This is a genomic window from Pseudoalteromonas sp. B62, from assembly GCF_037162565.1.
Classification (GTDB): domain Bacteria; phylum Pseudomonadota; class Gammaproteobacteria; order Enterobacterales; family Alteromonadaceae; genus Pseudoalteromonas; species Pseudoalteromonas fuliginea.
Window position 1 is genome coordinate 1,948,934 of record NZ_JARLVB010000002.1, and the last position, 18,539, is coordinate 1,967,472.

The 18,539-nt window shown below is 39.2% G+C and carries 17 protein-coding genes and 3 pseudogenes; 11 read left to right on the plus strand and 9 right to left on the minus strand.

Annotation, left to right across the window (positions count from 1 at the left end; all coding sequences use genetic code 11):
- Positions 1 to 10 precede the first annotated feature (10 nt).
- Complete coding sequence (locus P4S71_RS13250; protein ID WP_337150829.1) at positions 11 to 1,048, plus strand: general secretion pathway protein GspB; 1,038 nt, start codon at positions 11 to 13, stop codon at positions 1,046 to 1,048.
- A gap of 9 nt (positions 1,049 to 1,057) precedes the next feature.
- Here the strand turns inward: P4S71_RS13250 and P4S71_RS13255 are convergent.
- Positions 1,058 to 2,250, minus strand: a pseudogene (locus P4S71_RS13255) (HD-GYP domain-containing protein).
- A 113-nt stretch (positions 2,251 to 2,363) separates the two neighbouring features.
- The gene (gene putA / locus P4S71_RS13260; RefSeq protein WP_337150830.1) at positions 2,364 to 6,167 is read right to left on the minus strand and encodes a bifunctional proline dehydrogenase/L-glutamate gamma-semialdehyde dehydrogenase PutA; all 3,804 of its coding nucleotides are present in this window, start codon (positions 6,165 to 6,167) and stop codon (positions 2,364 to 2,366) included.
- A gap of 170 nt (positions 6,168 to 6,337) precedes the next feature.
- Between putA and P4S71_RS13265 the strand changes: the two genes are divergently transcribed.
- Positions 6,338 to 6,820, plus strand: coding sequence for a winged helix-turn-helix transcriptional regulator (locus tag P4S71_RS13265; RefSeq protein WP_033015324.1), 483 nt, complete (start codon positions 6,338 to 6,340; stop codon positions 6,818 to 6,820).
- 54 nt (positions 6,821 to 6,874) lie between these two features.
- Here P4S71_RS13265 and P4S71_RS13270 read toward each other — a convergent pair whose 3' ends face one another.
- The 4 genes from P4S71_RS13270 to P4S71_RS13285 all read right to left on the minus strand — a co-directional run bounded on the left by P4S71_RS13270 (position 6,875) and on the right by P4S71_RS13285 (position 9,694).
- Complete coding sequence (locus tag P4S71_RS13270) at positions 6,875 to 7,711, minus strand: mechanosensitive ion channel family protein (protein ID WP_007377545.1); 837 nt, start codon at positions 7,709 to 7,711, stop codon at positions 6,875 to 6,877.
- A gap of 38 nt (positions 7,712 to 7,749) precedes the next feature.
- Positions 7,750 to 8,493 carry an LrgB family protein gene (locus tag P4S71_RS13275; RefSeq protein ID WP_337150831.1) on the minus strand — a complete coding sequence of 248 codons (744 nt, stop codon included), beginning with the start codon at positions 8,491 to 8,493 and terminating at the stop codon, positions 7,750 to 7,752.
- A complete protein-coding gene (locus P4S71_RS13280) occupies positions 8,486 to 8,839 on the minus strand; it encodes a CidA/LrgA family protein (protein WP_076923569.1) in 354 nt (117 codons plus the stop codon). Before P4S71_RS13280 ends, P4S71_RS13275 begins: the two co-directional genes overlap by 8 nt.
- 63 nt (positions 8,840 to 8,902) lie before the next feature.
- Positions 8,903 to 9,694: a crotonase/enoyl-CoA hydratase family protein gene (locus P4S71_RS13285; protein WP_337150832.1), complete on the minus strand. Its 792-nt coding sequence runs from the start codon at positions 9,692 to 9,694 to the stop codon at positions 8,903 to 8,905.
- 254 nt (positions 9,695 to 9,948) lie between these two features.
- On the opposite strand from P4S71_RS13285, the gene P4S71_RS13290 reads away from it, so the two are divergent.
- The 3 genes and pseudogenes from P4S71_RS13290 (at position 9,949) to P4S71_RS13300 (ending at position 11,643) form a co-directional block, all read left to right on the plus strand.
- Positions 9,949 to 10,269, plus strand: coding sequence for an HI1450 family dsDNA-mimic protein (locus P4S71_RS13290; protein ID WP_007377541.1), 321 nt, complete (start codon positions 9,949 to 9,951; stop codon positions 10,267 to 10,269).
- A 47-nt stretch (positions 10,270 to 10,316) separates the two neighbouring features.
- Entirely contained in the window at positions 10,317 to 11,129 is an 813-nt protein-coding gene (locus tag P4S71_RS13295; protein ID WP_007377540.1) for a DUF481 domain-containing protein, read from the plus strand.
- 26 nt (positions 11,130 to 11,155) lie between these two features.
- Positions 11,156 to 11,643, plus strand: a pseudogene (locus tag P4S71_RS13300) (hypothetical protein).
- Between the two features lie 41 nt (positions 11,644 to 11,684).
- On the opposite strand, the gene P4S71_RS13305 reads toward P4S71_RS13300, so the two are convergent.
- Positions 11,685 to 12,170 carry an FKBP-type peptidyl-prolyl cis-trans isomerase gene (locus P4S71_RS13305; RefSeq protein WP_007377538.1) on the minus strand — a complete coding sequence of 162 codons (486 nt, stop codon included), beginning with the start codon at positions 12,168 to 12,170 and terminating at the stop codon, positions 11,685 to 11,687.
- A gap of 12 nt (positions 12,171 to 12,182) precedes the next feature.
- Positions 12,183 to 13,094 (minus strand): tRNA-modifying protein YgfZ, encoded by a 912-nt coding sequence (gene ygfZ, locus P4S71_RS13310; RefSeq protein WP_096792618.1) that lies wholly within the window; start codon positions 13,092 to 13,094, stop codon positions 12,183 to 12,185.
- A 164-nt stretch (positions 13,095 to 13,258) separates the two neighbouring features.
- Here ygfZ and P4S71_RS13315 point away from each other — a divergent pair, with 164 nt between their 5' ends.
- Together P4S71_RS13315 and P4S71_RS13320 are read left to right on the plus strand one after the other, a co-directional pair.
- Complete coding sequence (locus P4S71_RS13315; RefSeq protein ID WP_008134821.1) at positions 13,259 to 13,510, plus strand: FAD assembly factor SdhE; 252 nt, start codon at positions 13,259 to 13,261, stop codon at positions 13,508 to 13,510.
- Between the two features lie 55 nt (positions 13,511 to 13,565).
- The gene (locus P4S71_RS13320; RefSeq protein WP_007377535.1) at positions 13,566 to 13,922 is read left to right on the plus strand and encodes a hypothetical protein; all 357 of its coding nucleotides are present in this window, start codon (positions 13,566 to 13,568) and stop codon (positions 13,920 to 13,922) included.
- Here the strand turns inward: P4S71_RS13320 and nadB are convergent.
- Complete coding sequence (gene nadB, locus P4S71_RS13325) at positions 13,897 to 15,507, minus strand: L-aspartate oxidase (RefSeq protein WP_008134820.1); 1,611 nt, start codon at positions 15,505 to 15,507, stop codon at positions 13,897 to 13,899. The two genes, P4S71_RS13320 and nadB, sit on opposite strands and share 26 nt — an antisense overlap.
- Before the next feature lie 246 nt (positions 15,508 to 15,753).
- Here nadB and rpoE point away from each other — a divergent pair, with 246 nt between their 5' ends.
- From rpoE to P4S71_RS13345, 4 genes and pseudogenes are all read left to right on the plus strand, one after another.
- The gene (rpoE, locus tag P4S71_RS13330) at positions 15,754 to 16,335 is read left to right on the plus strand and encodes an RNA polymerase sigma factor RpoE (protein ID WP_007377533.1); all 582 of its coding nucleotides are present in this window, start codon (positions 15,754 to 15,756) and stop codon (positions 16,333 to 16,335) included.
- 1 nt (position 16,336) lies between these two features.
- The gene (locus P4S71_RS13335) at positions 16,337 to 16,954 is read left to right on the plus strand and encodes a sigma-E factor negative regulatory protein (RefSeq protein WP_337150833.1); all 618 of its coding nucleotides are present in this window, start codon (positions 16,337 to 16,339) and stop codon (positions 16,952 to 16,954) included.
- Positions 16,955 to 17,905 (plus strand): MucB/RseB C-terminal domain-containing protein, encoded by a 951-nt coding sequence (locus P4S71_RS13340; protein WP_033040040.1) that lies wholly within the window; start codon positions 16,955 to 16,957, stop codon positions 17,903 to 17,905.
- A 20-nt stretch (positions 17,906 to 17,925) separates the two neighbouring features.
- A pseudogene (locus P4S71_RS13345) lies at positions 17,926 to 18,374 on the plus strand (SoxR reducing system RseC family protein).
- Positions 18,375 to 18,539 lie beyond the last annotated feature (165 nt).

Genomic DNA, 18,539 nt, shown 5'->3' on the forward strand with positions numbered 1-18,539 from the left:
TAGGTAAGTTATGTCTTATTTATTAGATGCGCTAAAGCAGTCGCAGCAATCAGATATGAGTGCTGAGCAGTACGACTTGCAATCAGAGCAGTTAAAACAACAACAAGCACTCAAGCGTTATAGACGATTAGCATTAGTTTTTGGTACAAGCTTAGGTGCTTTTATTGCTGTCGCTGGTGGCTTTACCGCCGGAAAGTGGTTTCAAAGTTCTACCTTATTAAACGCAGCGGGACCCGCTGTAATTAAGGTGGTGGAAAGCAAAAAATCATCGCCTAACAAAGACGTTAAAGAGGAAGATACTGAAGTTGAAAAGCAGCAAATAGCTAAAGTAGATCCTGTAAAAGTAGCTTCAACAAATACTGCAACGATTGAAGGGCAACTTGTGCATGTGCAAACACCTAATGGTGTACAGCAAATGTTATTAACCCCTAGTGGGCAATATATCCCTATGCCATCGAGTCAGGTCACGAGCGCAGCAGGTTATAATCAGCAAAATATGCAACAAGTAATGCCGGTTCAAAATTATAATCAGCCAGCGTTTAACCCACAAAGTAATTACAATCCAAATAATGCACAAAACACTTCGGTATTCGGGCAAAATCAAGATACCGCATCGGCTCAACTAGATATGAGTAAATATAAAGTACTGGGTAAGCCAATTAATGGTAGCAACCAATCTCAACAAGTGAGTGATCCTGAACTTGATGCCGTGCCAACAACGCTTAAAAATGCATTTGCGCAAGCGATACAAGATGTCGAAAAAAACCAAGATTATGAAGTTACTCAAGCATCAAAAACGTCATCACGTGTTGAGCCTGTGGAGCTACTGCCTGATGGTTTGCAATCAATGTTGCCTAGTATTAAATACCAAGCGCATATTTATTCATCCAGTGCTGATAAACGTTGGATAAAGTTAAATGGACGAGAGCTACATGAAGGAGAGAGTATTGGTGCGCTAACGGTTAGAGAAATAACACCAGAGCAGAGCGTCCTTGATTTTGATGGTTACGAGTTTAGTTTAAAAGCATTGCAAGATTGGCCGCAATAAGCGACCACTCTATGGCAGTATTGAATTTTTATAAAAACGTTCTAAATCAATATTATATTCTTTTGGTTTAACAGTTGATTCAAGGGTATCTAAAGTCTTTTTATTGGCTAAATCGATATCTTGTACTTCCGTATAACGGCTGTGTTTAGCGCTGTAAAATGTTTTTACTATCGGTTTTAGTGGCGATGCAGGGTTGCTTTCAGTCACTAGTCCGACTTTTGGCTTGATAACTTTACTAAAGTCCCAACCGGGTGAATACCAATGCATTGAATGAATTTAGTAAGCAGCACAGGGTCAAAACTATCGGGGCAGCCTTCTTTTAATATTTTAAATGCTTTAATAGGTTCCATGCCAGCTTTATAAACGCGTTCAGCGGTTAATGCATCATAAACATCAACAATTGACGCCATGCGCACATATTGGCTTATTTCATTGCCTTTTTTACCAAACGGATAACCTTTGCCATCCAAACGCTCATGATGCATACCAGCAATATCAACAGCGATTCCTTTTAAGCCAGACCCTTCTAAAATTTCTTTACTAAAAAGGGAGTGTTTTTTCATTATTTCGAATTCAGCGTCGCTAAAACGACCCGGTTTATTGAGAATTTCGTCAGGTATTTTTATTTTACCAATATCATGTAACAAAGCACCTGTTGTTAATTGTTCGATAATCTCTTTATCTATTTCTAAGTGCTTAGCAAAAATACTCATTAAAATAGAAACATTAATAGAGTGCTCAAGTAAATAAGCATCTTTTTGACGCATTTGTGTAAGGCACGCTAACGCATCTTGATTTCTAAACACTGAATCCATAAAGCCACTTGCAAGCTCTCTAAAAGGGGCTATATCTATTTTTCGGCCAGCTTTTATTTCTTTAAATGCTTTGAGTTGAAGTGTTTTAGCTTCGTCATAAAGCTTTTTAGCTTTGCCCATTTCTTGTTCTGCACTGTGTGCTTTTTGCCAAGGGTCTCGTTTGATTTTTACTGCAGAAGTGCTTTCTAGCTCTTTTTCAGGAACTGTATTGACAAGGGTTTTATCAGGATCTATTTCTACTTCTAAGATCCCTGCTTTTTTTAGCTTATCAATATCCGCTTGAGTTTTAACCCAGCCTTGGCTTTTAACTTTAATGCGACCTGTTTGCTTAGTAACATGTTGTACAAACATACCTGGAAGTAATTGTGAAATAAGAATGGTTTTCAATTTATTAACTTATATAGTTTGATTAACTATAAAGTAACAAACTTTACGCTATTTACATAGTAAAAAGGCACCATTAGGTGCCTCTCGTGTCTATTAAGAAATTAGTTTTCTAATTACTCATCATCTTCAACAAGCGTCATTAGTGATGTGTTACCACCTGATGCTGTTGTATCAATACTGATTGTTTTTTCAGTAATAAGACGTTTGATTAACGTATCGTAATACTCAGAGCTAATTACTGGTAAAATAGCACCTTTACGCTGTGCTAGCTGCTGGCTAAAGTAGCCTAAGCGAGACGAGCGAGCAGCAACTACTGCACCTGCTAAATGAGGGTGAGCCAAGATAGCTTGTAACTGATTAGGTTTAGCAACTTGGAAAACACCTTCAGCAACACCTGTAGAGATAAATTTATCTTTAAAGGCAACAGCTTCATCATAAAACAGCTCAGACGCTACAGTAATTACCGTATTACCTGCGGCAATAGCGGTAATGATAGACAATGCCCAGAAGTTAAATGATGTGCTCTTATCTGCATAACACACGACACAACCACGCGCTTCTAGATGAAGTGTATTAGACTCACCCGTTGGCCCAGGCAGGGTAGTAAATTTACGCATGTGCTTTTCTAGGCGGTTAAGCTGTGCACGAGCTTCTGATAGTGTTAATGCCAAATCGTCTGCTAAATCGTCGATAATTTCTACCGTCGCGATTTTAGCAAGCAACTGACGTACAGCCGAAACACGGTCATTTAGCGGTGTTGCACGCCAAATCTTTTCATCGCGCATTGAGTTAGCCATTAGCTTTTTAACTTGTTCATTTGCACCACTGTAGTGGTGTAAATCAAGCTCATCTGGCGTCAGGTTTGTCATTTGCACGTTATCTGGTGATGCCTTTTCTTTTACTAAACGTTGTAGGTAGTTAGGGCCACCGGCTTTAGGGCCAGTACCTGATAAACCACGGCCACCAAATGGTTGCACACCAACAATAGCACCAATCATGTTGCGGTTAATGTAAACATTACCCGCACGTGACATTTTAGCAAGGTATTCACAGCGCTCTTCAATACGTGAATGTACACCCATTGTTAAGCCATAACCTGTGTTGTTAATTTGATCCATCACATCATCAAGTTCGCTCGATTTAAAACGCACAATATGAACACATGGGCCAAATACTTCACGTTTAAGTACTGATAAGTCCTTAATTTCATATAAACGAGGCGCAAAAAAGAATGCACCATTTAATGTATTATCAGGAATTTTGCACTCGTAATGCAGTGTTGCATTACCTTTTAAGTACTCAACATGGTCGTTTAAGTTTTTAAGTGCTTTTTCATCAATTACAGGGCCTACATCAGTTGATAGTAACGATGGGTCGCCAATGTGTAACTCAGCTAGAGCCCCTTTAAGCATATCGATGATGCCATCAGCTACGTCTTCTTGAATAAATAGAACACGAAGAGCCGAACAACGTTGCCCAGCACTTTGAAAACCAGAACTGATCACATCGTCAACTACTTGCTCAGGAAGCGCCGTTGAGTCAACAATCATACAGTTTTGGCCGCCAGTTTCTGCAATTAACGGTACTTGAATATCGTTACGTGCTGCAAGTGTTTGAGAAATTAATGTGCCTGTTTCTGTAGAGCCGGTAAACATAATTGCTTGAATGCGTTCATCAGGAACAATTGTTTTGCCTACTTCAGAACCACGAGCAATAACCGGTTGAACAACATGTTCAGGTAAGCCAACAGACAGCATTAGTTCAATTGCACGAAGGGCAATTAAGCTTGTTTGCTCAGCAGGTTTTGCTATTACTGTGTTACCTGTAACAATGGCAGCAGCAACTTGGCCTAAGAATATTGCAAGCGGGAAGTTCCACGGGCTGATACATAAAATAACGCCACGGGCTTCAAAGCGTTCATCTTGCGATAGCTCCTCAGCGCGCGCCGCGTAGTAACGGCAAAAATCAACCGCTTCACGCACTTCATCAATACCGTCTTGTGCTACTTTACCCGCTTCTTTAATACAGATAGCAACAAGTTCGTCGTGATGACGCTCTAAAATATCAGCAACGCGACGCAGTAAATTTGCACGTTCTTTTACTGGTGTTTGCGACCATGATTCAAAAGCTGCTTCAGCGTTAGCCAGTAATACTTTCATCTCTTCGCCAGTTTGTAATTTAACGTGGCCGATGATTTCTTTATGATTCGCTGGGTTTTTAACGGCCAATGAGCCTTCAGGTACTTGGCTTTGCTCAATTAAATGCTCATTAAACCAGCTTTCAAGATTCTCTTTGAAAGGGGTAATAACGTTAATGTCGGTTAAATCCATGCCTTTAGAGTTAGCACGTTCTTCACCGTATAAATTAATTGGCATTTTAATTTGCGTATTGTACTTGTTACGTAAGCCTTGTAGTGTTTCTACAGGATCTGGTAATAGCGATTCAACAGGTTTAGATGTATCTACAATGGCATTTACAAATGATGAGTTAGCGCCATTTTCTAATAAACGACGAACAAGGTAAGCAAGTAAATCTTCGTGTTGACCAACAGGGGCATATACGCGGCACTGAATTTTTTCTTCGTTAACGATTTGGTCGAATAGTGACTCACCCATACCGTGCAAACGTTGAAATTCAAAACCTGTATTGTCGCCTTTGGCTACTTCTAAAATAGTCGCGGCAGTGTAAGCGTTATGTGTAGCAAATTGCGGATAAAGCACATCGCGCGCTTCAAGCATTTTAATTGCACATGCTTTGTAAGAAACATCGGTTGTGGCTTTACGTGTAAATACGGGGTAGTGATCCAAACCATCTTGTTGTGTGGTTTTAATCTCTGTATCCCAATAAGCACCCTTAACTAAACGGACCATCATTTTACGACCAACGCGGGTCGCAAGCTCGGTTAGCCATTCAATTACAAAAATAGCACGTTTCTGGTACGCTTGAACCGCTAAACCAAACCCTTGCCAATCACCAAGATCTTCATCGCTAAATACCGCTTCAATTACATCTAATGAAATATCTAAACGGTCAGCTTCTTCGGCATCAACGGTAAAGCCGATATCGTATTTTTTAGCGGCAAGAGCAAGTTCTTTTAACTTAGGGACTATTTCTTCCATCACACGGTCTTTATGAGTGAACTCATAGCGTGGATGAATAGCAGAAAGCTTAACTGAAATGCCAGGGCTCTTAATTGGACCACGACCATTAGCCGCTTTACCAATTGAGTGTATAGCATTCATGTAGCTGTCAAAGTAACGCTTCGCATCTTTCATTGTGCGCGCGCCTTCGCCTAGCATATCGTAAGAATACACATAACCTTTTTGCTCTGTATCGGCAGCACGTTCAATTGCCTCGTCAATGGTACGGCCCATAACGAATTGCTTGCCCATAATTTTCATAGCAAAGTTTACAGATTTACGAATAACTGGCTCACCTAAACGACCAATGGTCTTTTTAAGCATACCAAACTGCTGTTCTTTCGTTTTGTCTGTGTAGTTAACCATTTTACCGGTAACTAACAATCCCCAAGAGGACGCGTTTACAAATAAAGAATCGCTGCTTCCTAAATGAGAGCTCCAATCACCTTTGGCCAATTTGTCGCGAATAAGTACATCTTGAGTTGCTTTGTCTGGTACGCGAAGCAGCGCTTCGGCCAAACACATTAATACAACACCTTCTTCACTAGAGAGTGAGAATTCATTTAAAAGTGCGTCAACACCGCCTTGTCCATCTTGCTCTTTACGAATGTTTAAAACAATCTGGCGGGCTCTTTCCCATGCACGGCTTCGTGCTTTTACACCCACTTCTGCAAGCGGTAAAATATGATCGATAACCGCATTTTCGTCTATGCGGTAAAAGTCACGAATTTTCTGTCTAATAGGACAGTTAGTAGTTAAATCGCCGTTGAATAACATAAGCAACCCTCAGGAGTGTTTAGGATTTAAAGTAAAATTAATTACCAATAAATTATCAGTGATATTGTGAGTGCATTCTAATTAAAATTCCGCAGAATATGCTGGTTAAATTTCGCGATTTACGATAATTTACAGGGCATAAATTTAACTTATCCGCATAAAATTCTGTTATGACAATTCCAAATAGATTACGCATGCTAGATCGTATCGATTTAGCCATACTAGACGTTCTACAAAAGAACGGCAGAATTTCTAATGTTAACCTGGCAAAACAGGTTAACTTGAGCCCTAGCCCATGCCTTGATCGTGTTAAACGTTTAGAGCAAGAGGGCTACATAGAAGGCTATTATGCAAAACTTAGTGAAGCTAAGCTAAATCAAAGCTTAGTTGCTCATGTGCAAGTTTCGCTTGTTACCTCAAATACAGCCGTATTTAAAGTGTTTAGAGAGCATATTTTAAAAATTAAACAAGTGGTTGAATGCGACATGGTTGCTGGTGGCTATGATTATTTATTAAAAATACGCGTGTCTAACATGGAAGAGTATAGACAAGTATTGGGGGATTTAGTTGATATACCGGGAGTCGGTACGCACCACACTTATATGGTGATTGAAAAAATTAAACAAGACGATGGTTTACTAATTGATATTTAGTTTGTTCTAAAATGTGTGAGCTTGCGGCTAAGCAGGCTCACACTTAAAACTAAATTAACTCTCTAAACCGTTTTTATTAATTGTAATAACGCGTTGAGGAAATGGAATTTCAATCTTAGCGTTGTTAATTGCTTTATAAACACCGCCGTTAATAGCCAGTTTGGTTTCGATAATTTTAGTAGTAGGCACCCAATATCTGTAGCTGATTGTAACACCGCTATCGGCAAAACGTTCAATACCGACCTGCGATAATGGGTTTTGTGCGACCAGTTTGTGCGCTTTAAGTACCTCTTCAATTAGACTAATGGCGCTATCAGAACATGCACTATAAGCTATGTCTATCTCACCTTTGACCAATGAGTAACTAAACGAGTTGTGAAGTATTTCGCCCACAATATGTTTATTTGGAATAGTAATTTCTACTTTTTCTTCATTGATTAAAATGGTGTAACCCAGTTCAATGGTTTTAACTTGGCCACTTACATTTTTAACTTCAATTGTGTCGCCTACTACAAAGGGGCGTGTGGCAATAATTGCAAGCCCAGCACCATAGTTAGATAACATCCCTTGCAGCGCCAAACCAGCCCCTAAAGATGCAGCACCAATAGCTGCTACAAAGGGAGTAACACTTATACCTATTTTGCCAAGTGCAATAATTATAACCATTACAATTAGCAGTACTTTTACCACGCTACTGACAAAGTTAGTGAGCGTAATGTCAACATTATGGCGGGTCATTAACGCAGCTACAAATTTGGCAAGCTTTTGCGCTATCCACAAACCAATGAGGACGATAAAAATAGCACCGACAATTTGCATACTGTAGGTAACCATATACTCAGTAAGCATGGTGTAATATTTTTCAAACTGTTCGATTTCAGAACTGATCATAAAGCGCTCTATGTTAGGGCTATGTTGTATTTTTCCAACTATAGCAAAATGTTGACTAAAAATGGATATAACAGCGGTACTATAATCGCTGTTAGTAAAGCGCTTAGCGCCATTGCAACCGATGAGTAAGCGCCAACTTTTGGATGCTCGGCAATAGCAGCGGCAGTCCCAATTGCATGACAAGCTGTGCCCATGGCAACGCCTTGAGATTCGTGATTAAAAATATTAACGAGTTTAAAAAGCATAAAACCAAATAAAGCCCCTAGTAAACCAATAAAAATAACTAAAGCTGCAGCAAGTGAACTGATTCCACCCAATGAATCAGTGACGATTAAAGATATAGGTGTAGTGACACTGAGTGCGGCAACAGATGCACTTAGCTGCGCTGGCGCATTAAATAATATGCTTAGCAAAAATGCCACAACGGTTGCGTTAACAATACCTAAGCTACATGTTGCGACTATAAGTAATAGATTTTTTCGTACGTGTGTAAACTGCTGATATAAAGGAAGCGCTAAAGCGACAATTGCGGGCTCTAATAACCAGCTTAGCAATTTGCTGTGCGTGGCAAATTGCGTATAAGGCAAATTTAGATTAACGAGGAATAAAGCGATAACACTAATACTTAAAAATACGGGGTTGGTGAGCGATTTTAATACGCTGTTTTTTATACTTTGGTTTACGGCCCTTAGTGCTAAAAACAATGCAATTATAAAAGGAATACTTAGCCACCATAAAGTAGGCTGTAGCTCTGAAATAGCGGAAAAAGTAAAATCAGTCATTATTTTCTCTTCCCTTAAAGTACGCAATTACACTGCTAACAAGCAATAAGGTAGTTATAGGAACTAGCAACACAACTGATGCTAAAAATGCCCAGTGCGATTTTATAAGGCCGAGATGTTCAATAAATCCCACACCCGCAGGAATGAAAAATATAGGCATAATATTTAAAATAGGGGAGGCGCATGGTTTTACATGTTGCTCTTTTACAATACCCGATAAGAGTAAAACTAATAAAATAACCATAGCGAGTAACGGTGCAGGAAAGCTTCCACCAATAAAGTGCATAATGAGTTTAGCGCAGGCTAAACATAGTAAAATAATAGCGCTACTGAGCAGATATTTCATCAAAGTGGCTCACAGAAAAGATAAGAGCTTAACTTTAACAAATCAAACTCTTTTATGCATTGTCTACCAGCGCTTTGTATTTGCGTAGGTTATGTCCGCTTTTCCTTTTGCTTTAGCAATTGCTTTTTTAGTGTTTGGGTTTAGCAATAAGCGAATTTGGCTGAAGGTTTCTTTAGCGAGTATTTTTCGTTGGTTTGGTTTATAGCTAAGTTGTGTAACACGTTTAATAGCAGCAAGCGTATCGGGTGAGCGCTCGAGTAATGTATTGAGCATGTTTTGCGTGGCTTGTTGAGTATCATCGGTAAGCTGAGTAACCAAACCTAGCTCATTTGCTTGGTGTGCTGTGATTGGGTTTGCGTGGCTTGCAAGCCAAAGTGCTTGGTCACGCTTAACTAAACCGCTCATCATTACATTTGCGCCCATATCGGGGCACAACCCCCAGCGTGCTTCCATAATGGCAAGCTTGGCATCAACATGAACAATCCTGTAATCGGCACCTAGTGCTATTTGTAAGCCCCCTCCTAAACAGTTGCCATCAATTTGTGCAATAACAGGAACGCTTAGTGACTGCCAGCCTAATACTACTTTTTGCGCTAAGTTTTGATTGCCAGGTAACCATTTGAGCAATAATTTTATAATATTCAATGATGCCGCCATGACAGCTGATATATCAAGGCCTGCACAAAAATGCTCGCCATCGCCTTTTATTACTACAGCACGAATACTGCGATCTCTTTTTATGTTTTTAATGGCTTTGTTTAGATCTACAAACATTTGAAAGCTTAATGCGTTTTGCTTTTTTGCTCTACTAAGCGTGACGGTAGCAATGCCATGTTGTTTTTCTAGTTTTATCATTACACACTCCTCTGACCTGTTACTTGAGCTTATGTTGTTAAGTTAACTAAGTAAAGAGAGAAAGTTTTTACACAAAAAATGAATTAATTGAGTAATTCAAAGTCTTATATTGTTGATCTTGCTAATAACAATATAAATATTTCGAAATGAGTGCAGCGATGATAAAAAAGTAAGGTATTTAAGCGTTTTTTTATCTATATAGATGCTAGTTTTGTTATTATGATGTCACTTAAAAGCTTAGAGGTTAATCACTCATGTCTGGCCCACGTTTACACACGATAGAAGAAGCAACTCATCAAGCCTATGATATTTTTTTAGAGCTAGCGCCAAATAACTTGAGCGATAAAGATGTTGAAGACTTTAATCAATACCGAGAAGATCTTGGCTTTATTGAAGAAGATGAGCCAGATGACCAATGGCAAGATTTTGTGGCACTTGAAATTGAGCCAGAGCACTTTATTCAAGTGTTAGTCGGTTTAGAATTTGAAAATGAAGATGCCTTATTTGCAAAAATTTTAATTAGTCGTGATAAAGACGCGCCGTTTTGTCATATTTTATGGAAAGAAAGTGAATAAGCCCATATTGCTTGTTTGTTTATAATTGTGTGCAAGAGAGCGTATTTGTGCGTAAGTATTTATTTTTAATTCTCTTATTGATTAGTAGCCCAAGCTGGGCTGTTGATCCTTTTGAAGATTTTCATGAATATGGACAGCTTTCGGATGAAGAGATCCATGAGTTACACAAAGGTGAAATGCTTTATGGGGATACTGAGTTTGGCTTTATTCTTAGCAAAGGCAACGCTAATTCGACCAGTTTTAAGCTCAAAGGTAATTTATATCAAGACTTTGAGAAGTGGCGTAATCAATTCAAAATAGACTCCCTTTATAAGCGCGATGAAAACGATGAAACAGGCGACAGCGATGTAACAGCTAATCGTGTGTTTGTCTCTGCACAGGGTAATTATAAAGTGGGTGTGAAAAACTCATCCTTTTTTATTTACGGCGATTACGAAGAAGATGAATTTAGCGGCTTAGATTTTAAAAGCACAATCGCAACCGGTTACGGTACTCGTGTATATCAAGGTGTTAAAAACAAAGTTGATATTGATGTAGGACCCGGTTTATATCGCTCCGTTGCTGATGAAGAGTCAGATGTAAGTGAGGATGATATAAATAAAACGGGTTATTTAGTCAGAGTTGCAATGCAATGGGAGCGTTTGGTTTCTAAGCGAACTCGTTTTAATCAAGATGTCAGTGTAGAGCAATCGCTTTCGGGTCTTAATTCTCGCTTTAAATCAGAAACAGCATTAATAAGCCAAGTCGTTGGTGCTGTATCACTTAAGTTTGCGTATATGTACCGTTATAATTCAAAACCCGAGGATGATAAACTTAAGTTTGATTCAGAGCTTAGTGCAACCTTGGTTTATAACTTTTAAGTATTTATTTAATTTTAGAGAGTGTTATGTATCAGCATAAGCAGTATGCGGTGTTCATTTTTTTGTATTAGCATGGATAGGCGGATTTGTTGCACTAGCGTGGAACTTATTAGGTGCAGATGGACCCTTAATGATATTTACTGGTATTTTAGTGCTGGTGGGCTTTTTGTTTCATGGCTTAACAGTAAAAGTTGATGATAATAAAATAAGTTGGGCGTTTGGGCCTGGTGTTGCTGGGCAAAGTATTTTGCTTAGCGAGATTACTGAAGTAAAAGCAGTACAAAATTCATATCGCCATGGTATAGGTATCCGTATTACTCACGATGGTTGGGTGTATACAGTATCTGGTTTTAGTGCAATACAGCTAACGCTTAAGGATGGCACTATGTATCGTGTAGGTACAAACGATCAAAAAGGTTTACTAGCCGCATTGAAAGAAAAGAAAGTATCAATAGCACTTCCTAGTAAGACAAAAAGCGAAACTGAAGTGGTTAAGCGCAACAATATGATATAAAAAAAGCGCCTTAGGCGCTTTTTTATCTGCTGTATACAATATTAGTGGTCGTGGCCACACCCACCTTCGCCATGTACGTGGCCGTGAGTTAATTCGTCTTGTGTTGCATCACGCACTTCTAGAATTTCTACATCAAAGTTAAGTGTTATACCTGAAAGCGGGTTATTACCATCTACAATCACTTCTTCATCTTGAATATCGATGATCATTACTGATTGGTCGCCATCATCTGTTGATGCACGAAATTGCATGCCAACTTCAATTTCCATACCTTCAAACATTGATTTAGGTACCGCTTGCATTAGGTTGTCGTGGCGCTCGCCGTAACCTTCTTCAGGTTCAACCTTTACGCTAAGCGTGTCGCCTGGTTGCTTGCCCAGCAAAGCATTTTCTAGGCCTGAAATTAAATAGCCTGTGCCAATGATAAAGTGTAGTGGCTCACCACCGAACGAGTTATCAATGCTATTGCCATCATTATCCATTACCGAATAATGCATTTTTACCACTTTGTTTGCCGCAACGATCATAGTCATTCCTATTTATTCATCTTCAAGAGAGTAGGGTAGAGGCAGAATGCTTAGCTCCACCTGAGGTGTGTGTTTTGCACGAAGTACCTGAGTTACATCAGTATCGTTTGGCAACACAACGAGGCCTGTTAGTTTACTTGTTTGCTCATCAAAACTTTGCGTTATAAGTTTACCCGCACGGCGCCAGTTTTCGCCTAACTGGGTTTCCAGATCAAGCTCTGAAAGTAGCCCTTCGCTTTGTCCTGAAACGATATACATTGCGCGTTTATTCTTACCAAGGTATTTCATACGGGCCACAGTTTCTTGACCTGTATAACATCCTTTTTTAAAGCTAATGCCACCAATAGCTTGTAGGTTAACCATCTGCGGAACATATTCCCCAATAGCTTCACTACTTAATTGTGGTTCGCCGGCTAAAATTGCTGCTTGTTTCCAGGGCGCATCGTTATCAAGAGTCGATATATTATCAGGAATACTAAATTGGCTATCAACCATCAATAACACGCGATTATCTGCTAACTTTAATGCTTTACCATAACTCAAGTCGCACGCAGTAGCATCGTCTTCAAATGTTATACTAAGCTGAGCAAGTACGTCTGTTAAGTCATCGCCGATTAAGCCAATTAAACGCTCAGAGGAGACATTTATATCGACCTTTGCAAATACAGCGTATTTTTTAAGTTCAACTAACGACTTTTCTACTTCGGCTGCGCTGCCTGTAAGGTAATAGTTATCTTGATGAGAAAATAATTTAAATACACCCCAAAGCTTTCCTTTGGCACTGCAATGGCCAGTCCATAAATAGTTACTGCTGGTTAATTTATTGAGATCTTGAGTAATTTGCCCGTGCAAATAAGATAATTTATCAGCACCGCTAAGGCTAATAAGTTGATGAGATAACGGACATGCATAAACGCTCGACATAAAAACCTTCTTTGCAATATAAATGAAGTGACATAATAACGCAGTTGTTACGTATGGTACAGACAAGCGCTAATTGGCGTGGATTATTATTTTAATCGGCGATTAATAGCTGATAAGTTGACACGCATTTGTTAAACTCGAGTCAATTAAGTATGAGGTTTAAAATGGTTGAAATTCATAGTAAAGCACGTATTCGTTGGGCTTGCCGTCGTGGCATGTTAGAGCTAGATGTTTTGTTTATGCCGTTTGTAGAAGAAGCATACGACTCTTTGAGCACAGAGCAGCAAGCTATCTTTCAGCGTTTGCTAACAGAAGAAGACCCTGATTTATTTGCATGGTTTATGGGGCATCAAGAGTGTAAAGATGAGCAGTTAAATACAATGGTTTCACTTATTTTAGATAGAGTTCGTGTATAGATTTACAGTTACAGATAATAAAGCAGACCATAAACCAGTTGTGGTCTTTTTTTGTATGCTGGCTTTGATATTATGCTTATTTTTAAGTTCTGTACTGGCAATGCTTTTTTGTGTTGTAGTAAATACAGTGGCTGGATTATTTGTTTGGCGAAAAGTTTTAGCTGCTCACCCGATACGGGGAGTTGTTATTTTAGAGCCAAACCTATTTAGATTTGAAAGTCAGTCGCTAAAAATTCAAGGTGAAATAAGTACTCAAAGTCGCATACTTGGTAGCAGTGTATGGCTTTATATTAAAGGCTTTAGTAAAAACCATTGGCTAATTATTTCAGCCAATGGAGTTAACGAACAAAGCTATGCTCGATTAAAACGTGCAACACTTAGCGCTATTAGTGGCGCTGCGGGGTCAAAATAGTTGGTGTTGGATTTTCGTTTTGCTCAGGGTAATCAATAGTGTAATGAAGGCCACGGCTTTCTTTGCGTTCCATTGCACTTCTAATGATTAATTCAGCTACTTGCACTAAATTACGTAGCTCCAACAAATTATTACTGACTCTAAAATTAGCATAGTAGTCATGTATTTCTTGCTGTAATAGTTCAACTCGGTGCAGTGCACGCTCTAAACGCTTAGTTGATCGAACAATACCAACGTAATCCCACATGAATAATCGTAGTTCATGCCAGTTATGGGTAATTACAATTTCTTCATCGGAGTTACTAACTCGGCTTTCATCCCAATATGGAAGTGCTATAGGCTCTGGCGCATGCTCTATTTTACTTAAAATATCTTTTGCAGCAGCATGGGCAAACACAATACATTCAAGTAATGAGTTACTTGCCATGCGATTTGCACCGTGAAGGCCTGTATAAGCTACTTCACCCACAGCGTATAAATTATCTAAATCGGTTTTTCCGTTAAAATCGGTCATTACACCGCCGCAAGTATAGTGGGCAGCGGGGACAACTGGGATTGCTTCTTTGGTTATATCAAGCCCTACACTTAAGCATTTCGCATAAATAGTAGGAAAGTGCTCAATAATAAAATCTTTATCTTTGTGGCTAATATCTAGGTAAACACAGTTTGCGCCGAGGCGTTTCATTTCAAAATCGATTGCGCGTGCAACAATGTCGCGTGGAGCAAGTTCTTCACGCTCATCAAAGTCTTTCATAAAGCGAGTGCCGTCAGGGCGTTTTAAATAAGCGCCTTCACCACGCATAGCTTCAGTAATTAAGAAGTTTTGTAATTCAGGGTGATATAAACTTGTTGGATGGAACTGATTAAATTCCATATTGGCCACTTTACAGCCCGCCCGCCACGCCATTGCAATACCATCGCCACTTGATACGTCAGGATTTGAGGTGTACAAATACACTTTACTTGCCCCGCCGGTCGCCAGAGCAACAAATTTTGCCGAAATGGTTTCTACCTTTTTAGCTTTTTTGTTCCACACATACATACCGTGAATATGCGAAGCTGTTTTTTCGGTGTTTTTATCAGTAATTAAATCAATTGCGTTGTATTGCTCTAAAAGTGTAATATTTTTATGCGCTTTTACTTGGCTTATTAATGTAGTTTGTACTGCTTTGCCAGTCGCATCAGCTGCATGCAAAATACGACGATGGCTATGACCGCCTTCGCGCGTTAAATGAAAGCGCTCTTTGCCTTTACTATCAAATTCCATATCAAAAGGCACGCCTTGATCAATTAACCATTGCAGGCAATCATGGGCGTTGCTTGCAGTGTAGTGGACGGCTTCTCTGTTGCACAAGCCGCCGCCAGCATCGAGTGTATCCTCTACATGGGATTCTATGCTGTCATTTTGTTTATCAAATACAGCAGCTATACCGCCTTGAGCATATAATGTAGAGCCTTCTGTCAGAGCCCCTTTACTAATTACGGTAACGTTACAAAAATTAGCTAAAGATAAAGCTAGTGATAAGCCTGCTGCGCCGCTACCGATAATAGCGACATCAGCAATGTGGTGTTTATTTTGGTTCATGTCAGAGGTACTTTGCGGTTACAATGCTCGTATAGAGCAATATTTGTTTTCAATATCTGTAGTTGTATCATATTTGTCATATTACTACGTAGTGATTTTAATAGCCTAACGCTGTTATTTATGAACTATTTTATAAAAAAATAATATTAAACAGAACTTTTTATTCATGTAGAGGTCAGAGTATTTGTGAACAATAGCGACACTATGAATAACAAGCAAAAATCAGACATAGGAGTACCGGCTCGAATGAGCGAGCAGGAATTAGATTTAGCGCTAGTAAAAAGGGTTCAGCAGGGTGATAAAAACGCCTTCAATCTATTAGTAAAGAAGTATCAAAATAAAATTGCAGGTTTGATATCACGTTATGTATCAAACCAAGGTGATATTGCAGATGTAGCACAAGAAGCATTTATAAAAGCTTATCGTGCACTTCCAAACTTTAGAGGTGATAGTGCCTTTTATACTTGGTTATACCGTATTGCCGTTAATTGTGCTAAAAATTACTTAGTAGCACAGGGCCGTAAACCGCCAGCAAATGATATCGACGCTGAAGAAGCTGAATTTTATGACTGTGCGGATTCGATGCGTTCAAATGCATCCCCTGAAAATCTACTTTTAAGCGAAGAAGTACGCGCTGTTATTTTTAATACGATTGATAGTTTGCCTGAAGATCTTAAAACTGCGATAACCCTAAGAGAAATCGAAGGGATGAGCTATGAAGAAATAGCAGTGGTCATGGATTGCCCTGTCGGGACGGTGCGTTCGCGTATCTTTCGTGCCCGAGAAGCAATTGATAACAAATTAAACCCATTAATAGGCGAGTCTTAGTATGACGAAAGCACACCTTAACAAGTTAGATAACGAAGTGTTATCGGCATTACTTGATGGCGAACAACATCTAACTGATGCAAAAATTGCAGAGCAAGATGTAACCACGTTTGGCCGTTATGCGTTAATTGGTGATGCAATGCGTGCTCAAAAAAATAATAATGACATACATATTGATATTAGCGATCGCGTTGCATTAGCATTAGAAAGCGAGCCTGTTTATGCTGACTTCAACCAGCCAAACACAGAGCCTCAAGCAGTCACTGAAACTGTAAAAAATAATGTAGTTGCTTTTAATTGGCGCAAACCTGTTGCCCAACTAGCGATTGCAGCAAGTGTGGCAATGTTTGCTATTGTGGGCGTTAATACACTTCCGCAAAGTAACAATCAGCAGCAAAGCGAAATCCCTTTACTGCAAACTACCCCTTTAACAGGTATGGCTTCGCCAGTAAGTTACTCATCTGAGCCAGCGCTTGAAAATGCTGAACAAGGCTTACGTGAATTGCAGCAACAACGTATTGGCGCATTAGTTTTAGAGCATCAACGACAAGCACGTGTTGCTAACTCGCTTCAAACAGCGCAAAATAGTATAAAAGCGCAAGAGGAAAAAACTAATTAAATGAAAGTAATCACTTTTATTCTGTCGTTGGTAGTTAGCTTTACTGCATTTGCCAACGATATAAATCCTGCCAAAGATTTATTACTTAAAATGGCTAATGCCGTACATAACCGTAATTTTGATGCTTCATTTGTGGTTGTTAAGGGTAAAACAATGGAACCATATCGTTGGGTCCATGCCAAACAAGGCGACACAGAGCTTGAGCATTTAAGTTTACTCAATGGCGCAGGCCTTGAAATGGTTCGTGTTAATAATCAAGTCACTTATTTTGAACCGCAGTCAGAGCCATACTCTCTTAAAACTGATTCGATTGCTGGCCCCATTCCTGAAGTGTTATTTAAAGACATTGAGCGTTTGAGCGCACATTATGATTTTGTAATGGGTGGTAAAGGGCGCATTGCAGGGCGTGCGGCTCAATTAGTTCGAATTGAATCCAAAGATGAATTCAAATATAACTACTGGATTTGGCTTGATATGGAGTCGTCTTTACTTTTAAAAGCAGCGTACGTGAACCACGAAGGTGAGGCGCTTGAACAGCTACAGCTAACTCATGTTAGTGTTACTGAACAGCCTGCTAGTATGCTGTTGGAAGTACTCAATCGTAACTTTCCAACGCCTCTACCAGAAAGTGATTTAGGTGGTGCAGAGAATACAGCAAAGAATTGGAATATAAACTGGTTACCTAATGGCTTTGAATTATTAAAATCTGACAGGCATAAACTCGATTTAAATAATGAGTTAACAGACTATTATTTATTTTCTGATGGTTTTGTTGAGATCTCTATATTTATACAGCGACCTTTACCTGGTAAGCGTTTAAGCGGTGCATTAACATCTGGTGCAACGACGGTATATGTGCATAATGGCGGTAATTTTGATGTATCGGTTGTTGGTAATGTACCGAGTATGACCGCAAAAGCAATTGCAGAGTCAGTTACCCGCGCACTATAGACGATTCCGTAAGGATTGTTATGATTGAACAAACCCTCACAGTTGTGGCCCTTGATGGCCACATTGCTTATTTAGAAGCGCAACAAAAGCAAGCTTGCGAAGGCTGTAATGGTCGTTGTGGATCACAAGTGTTTGGCAAGTTATTCGGCACCGCAAAAAAACCTTTCCATATAGATTCGATTTACCAGTCGAGGTCGGTCAAAAAGTTACTTTGTCACTTGATGATAGCCTCGTTGTTAAACATGCTTTTGCTGTATATATGTTACCTTTATTTTTAAGTCTAACGTTTGCATTTATTGCTTCTGAGTTACTTTTAATGGCCGAAGGTTGGCAAATCTTAGCGGCGGCTTTAGGTGGCATTACTGGATTTTTTATTGCTAAAACTCGTGTTAAATCACTTAAGCACGATATAAAAGTAATAAAAATTCATCCAATTAGTATCCCTTTAACTCAAATAGATGGTGATTGACGCCAATTAAATGTAAAATTGCCGTTTTATACCAAAGTAACTTGGAAATACAGGGAATTGTGGTTTTTAAAATTATTTTATCTGACTGACTTATTTAAGTTTATTAAGCATAACTTATTGTTATTCATTAAATAAAATGATTATAACCCATCTTAAAAAGCGTGA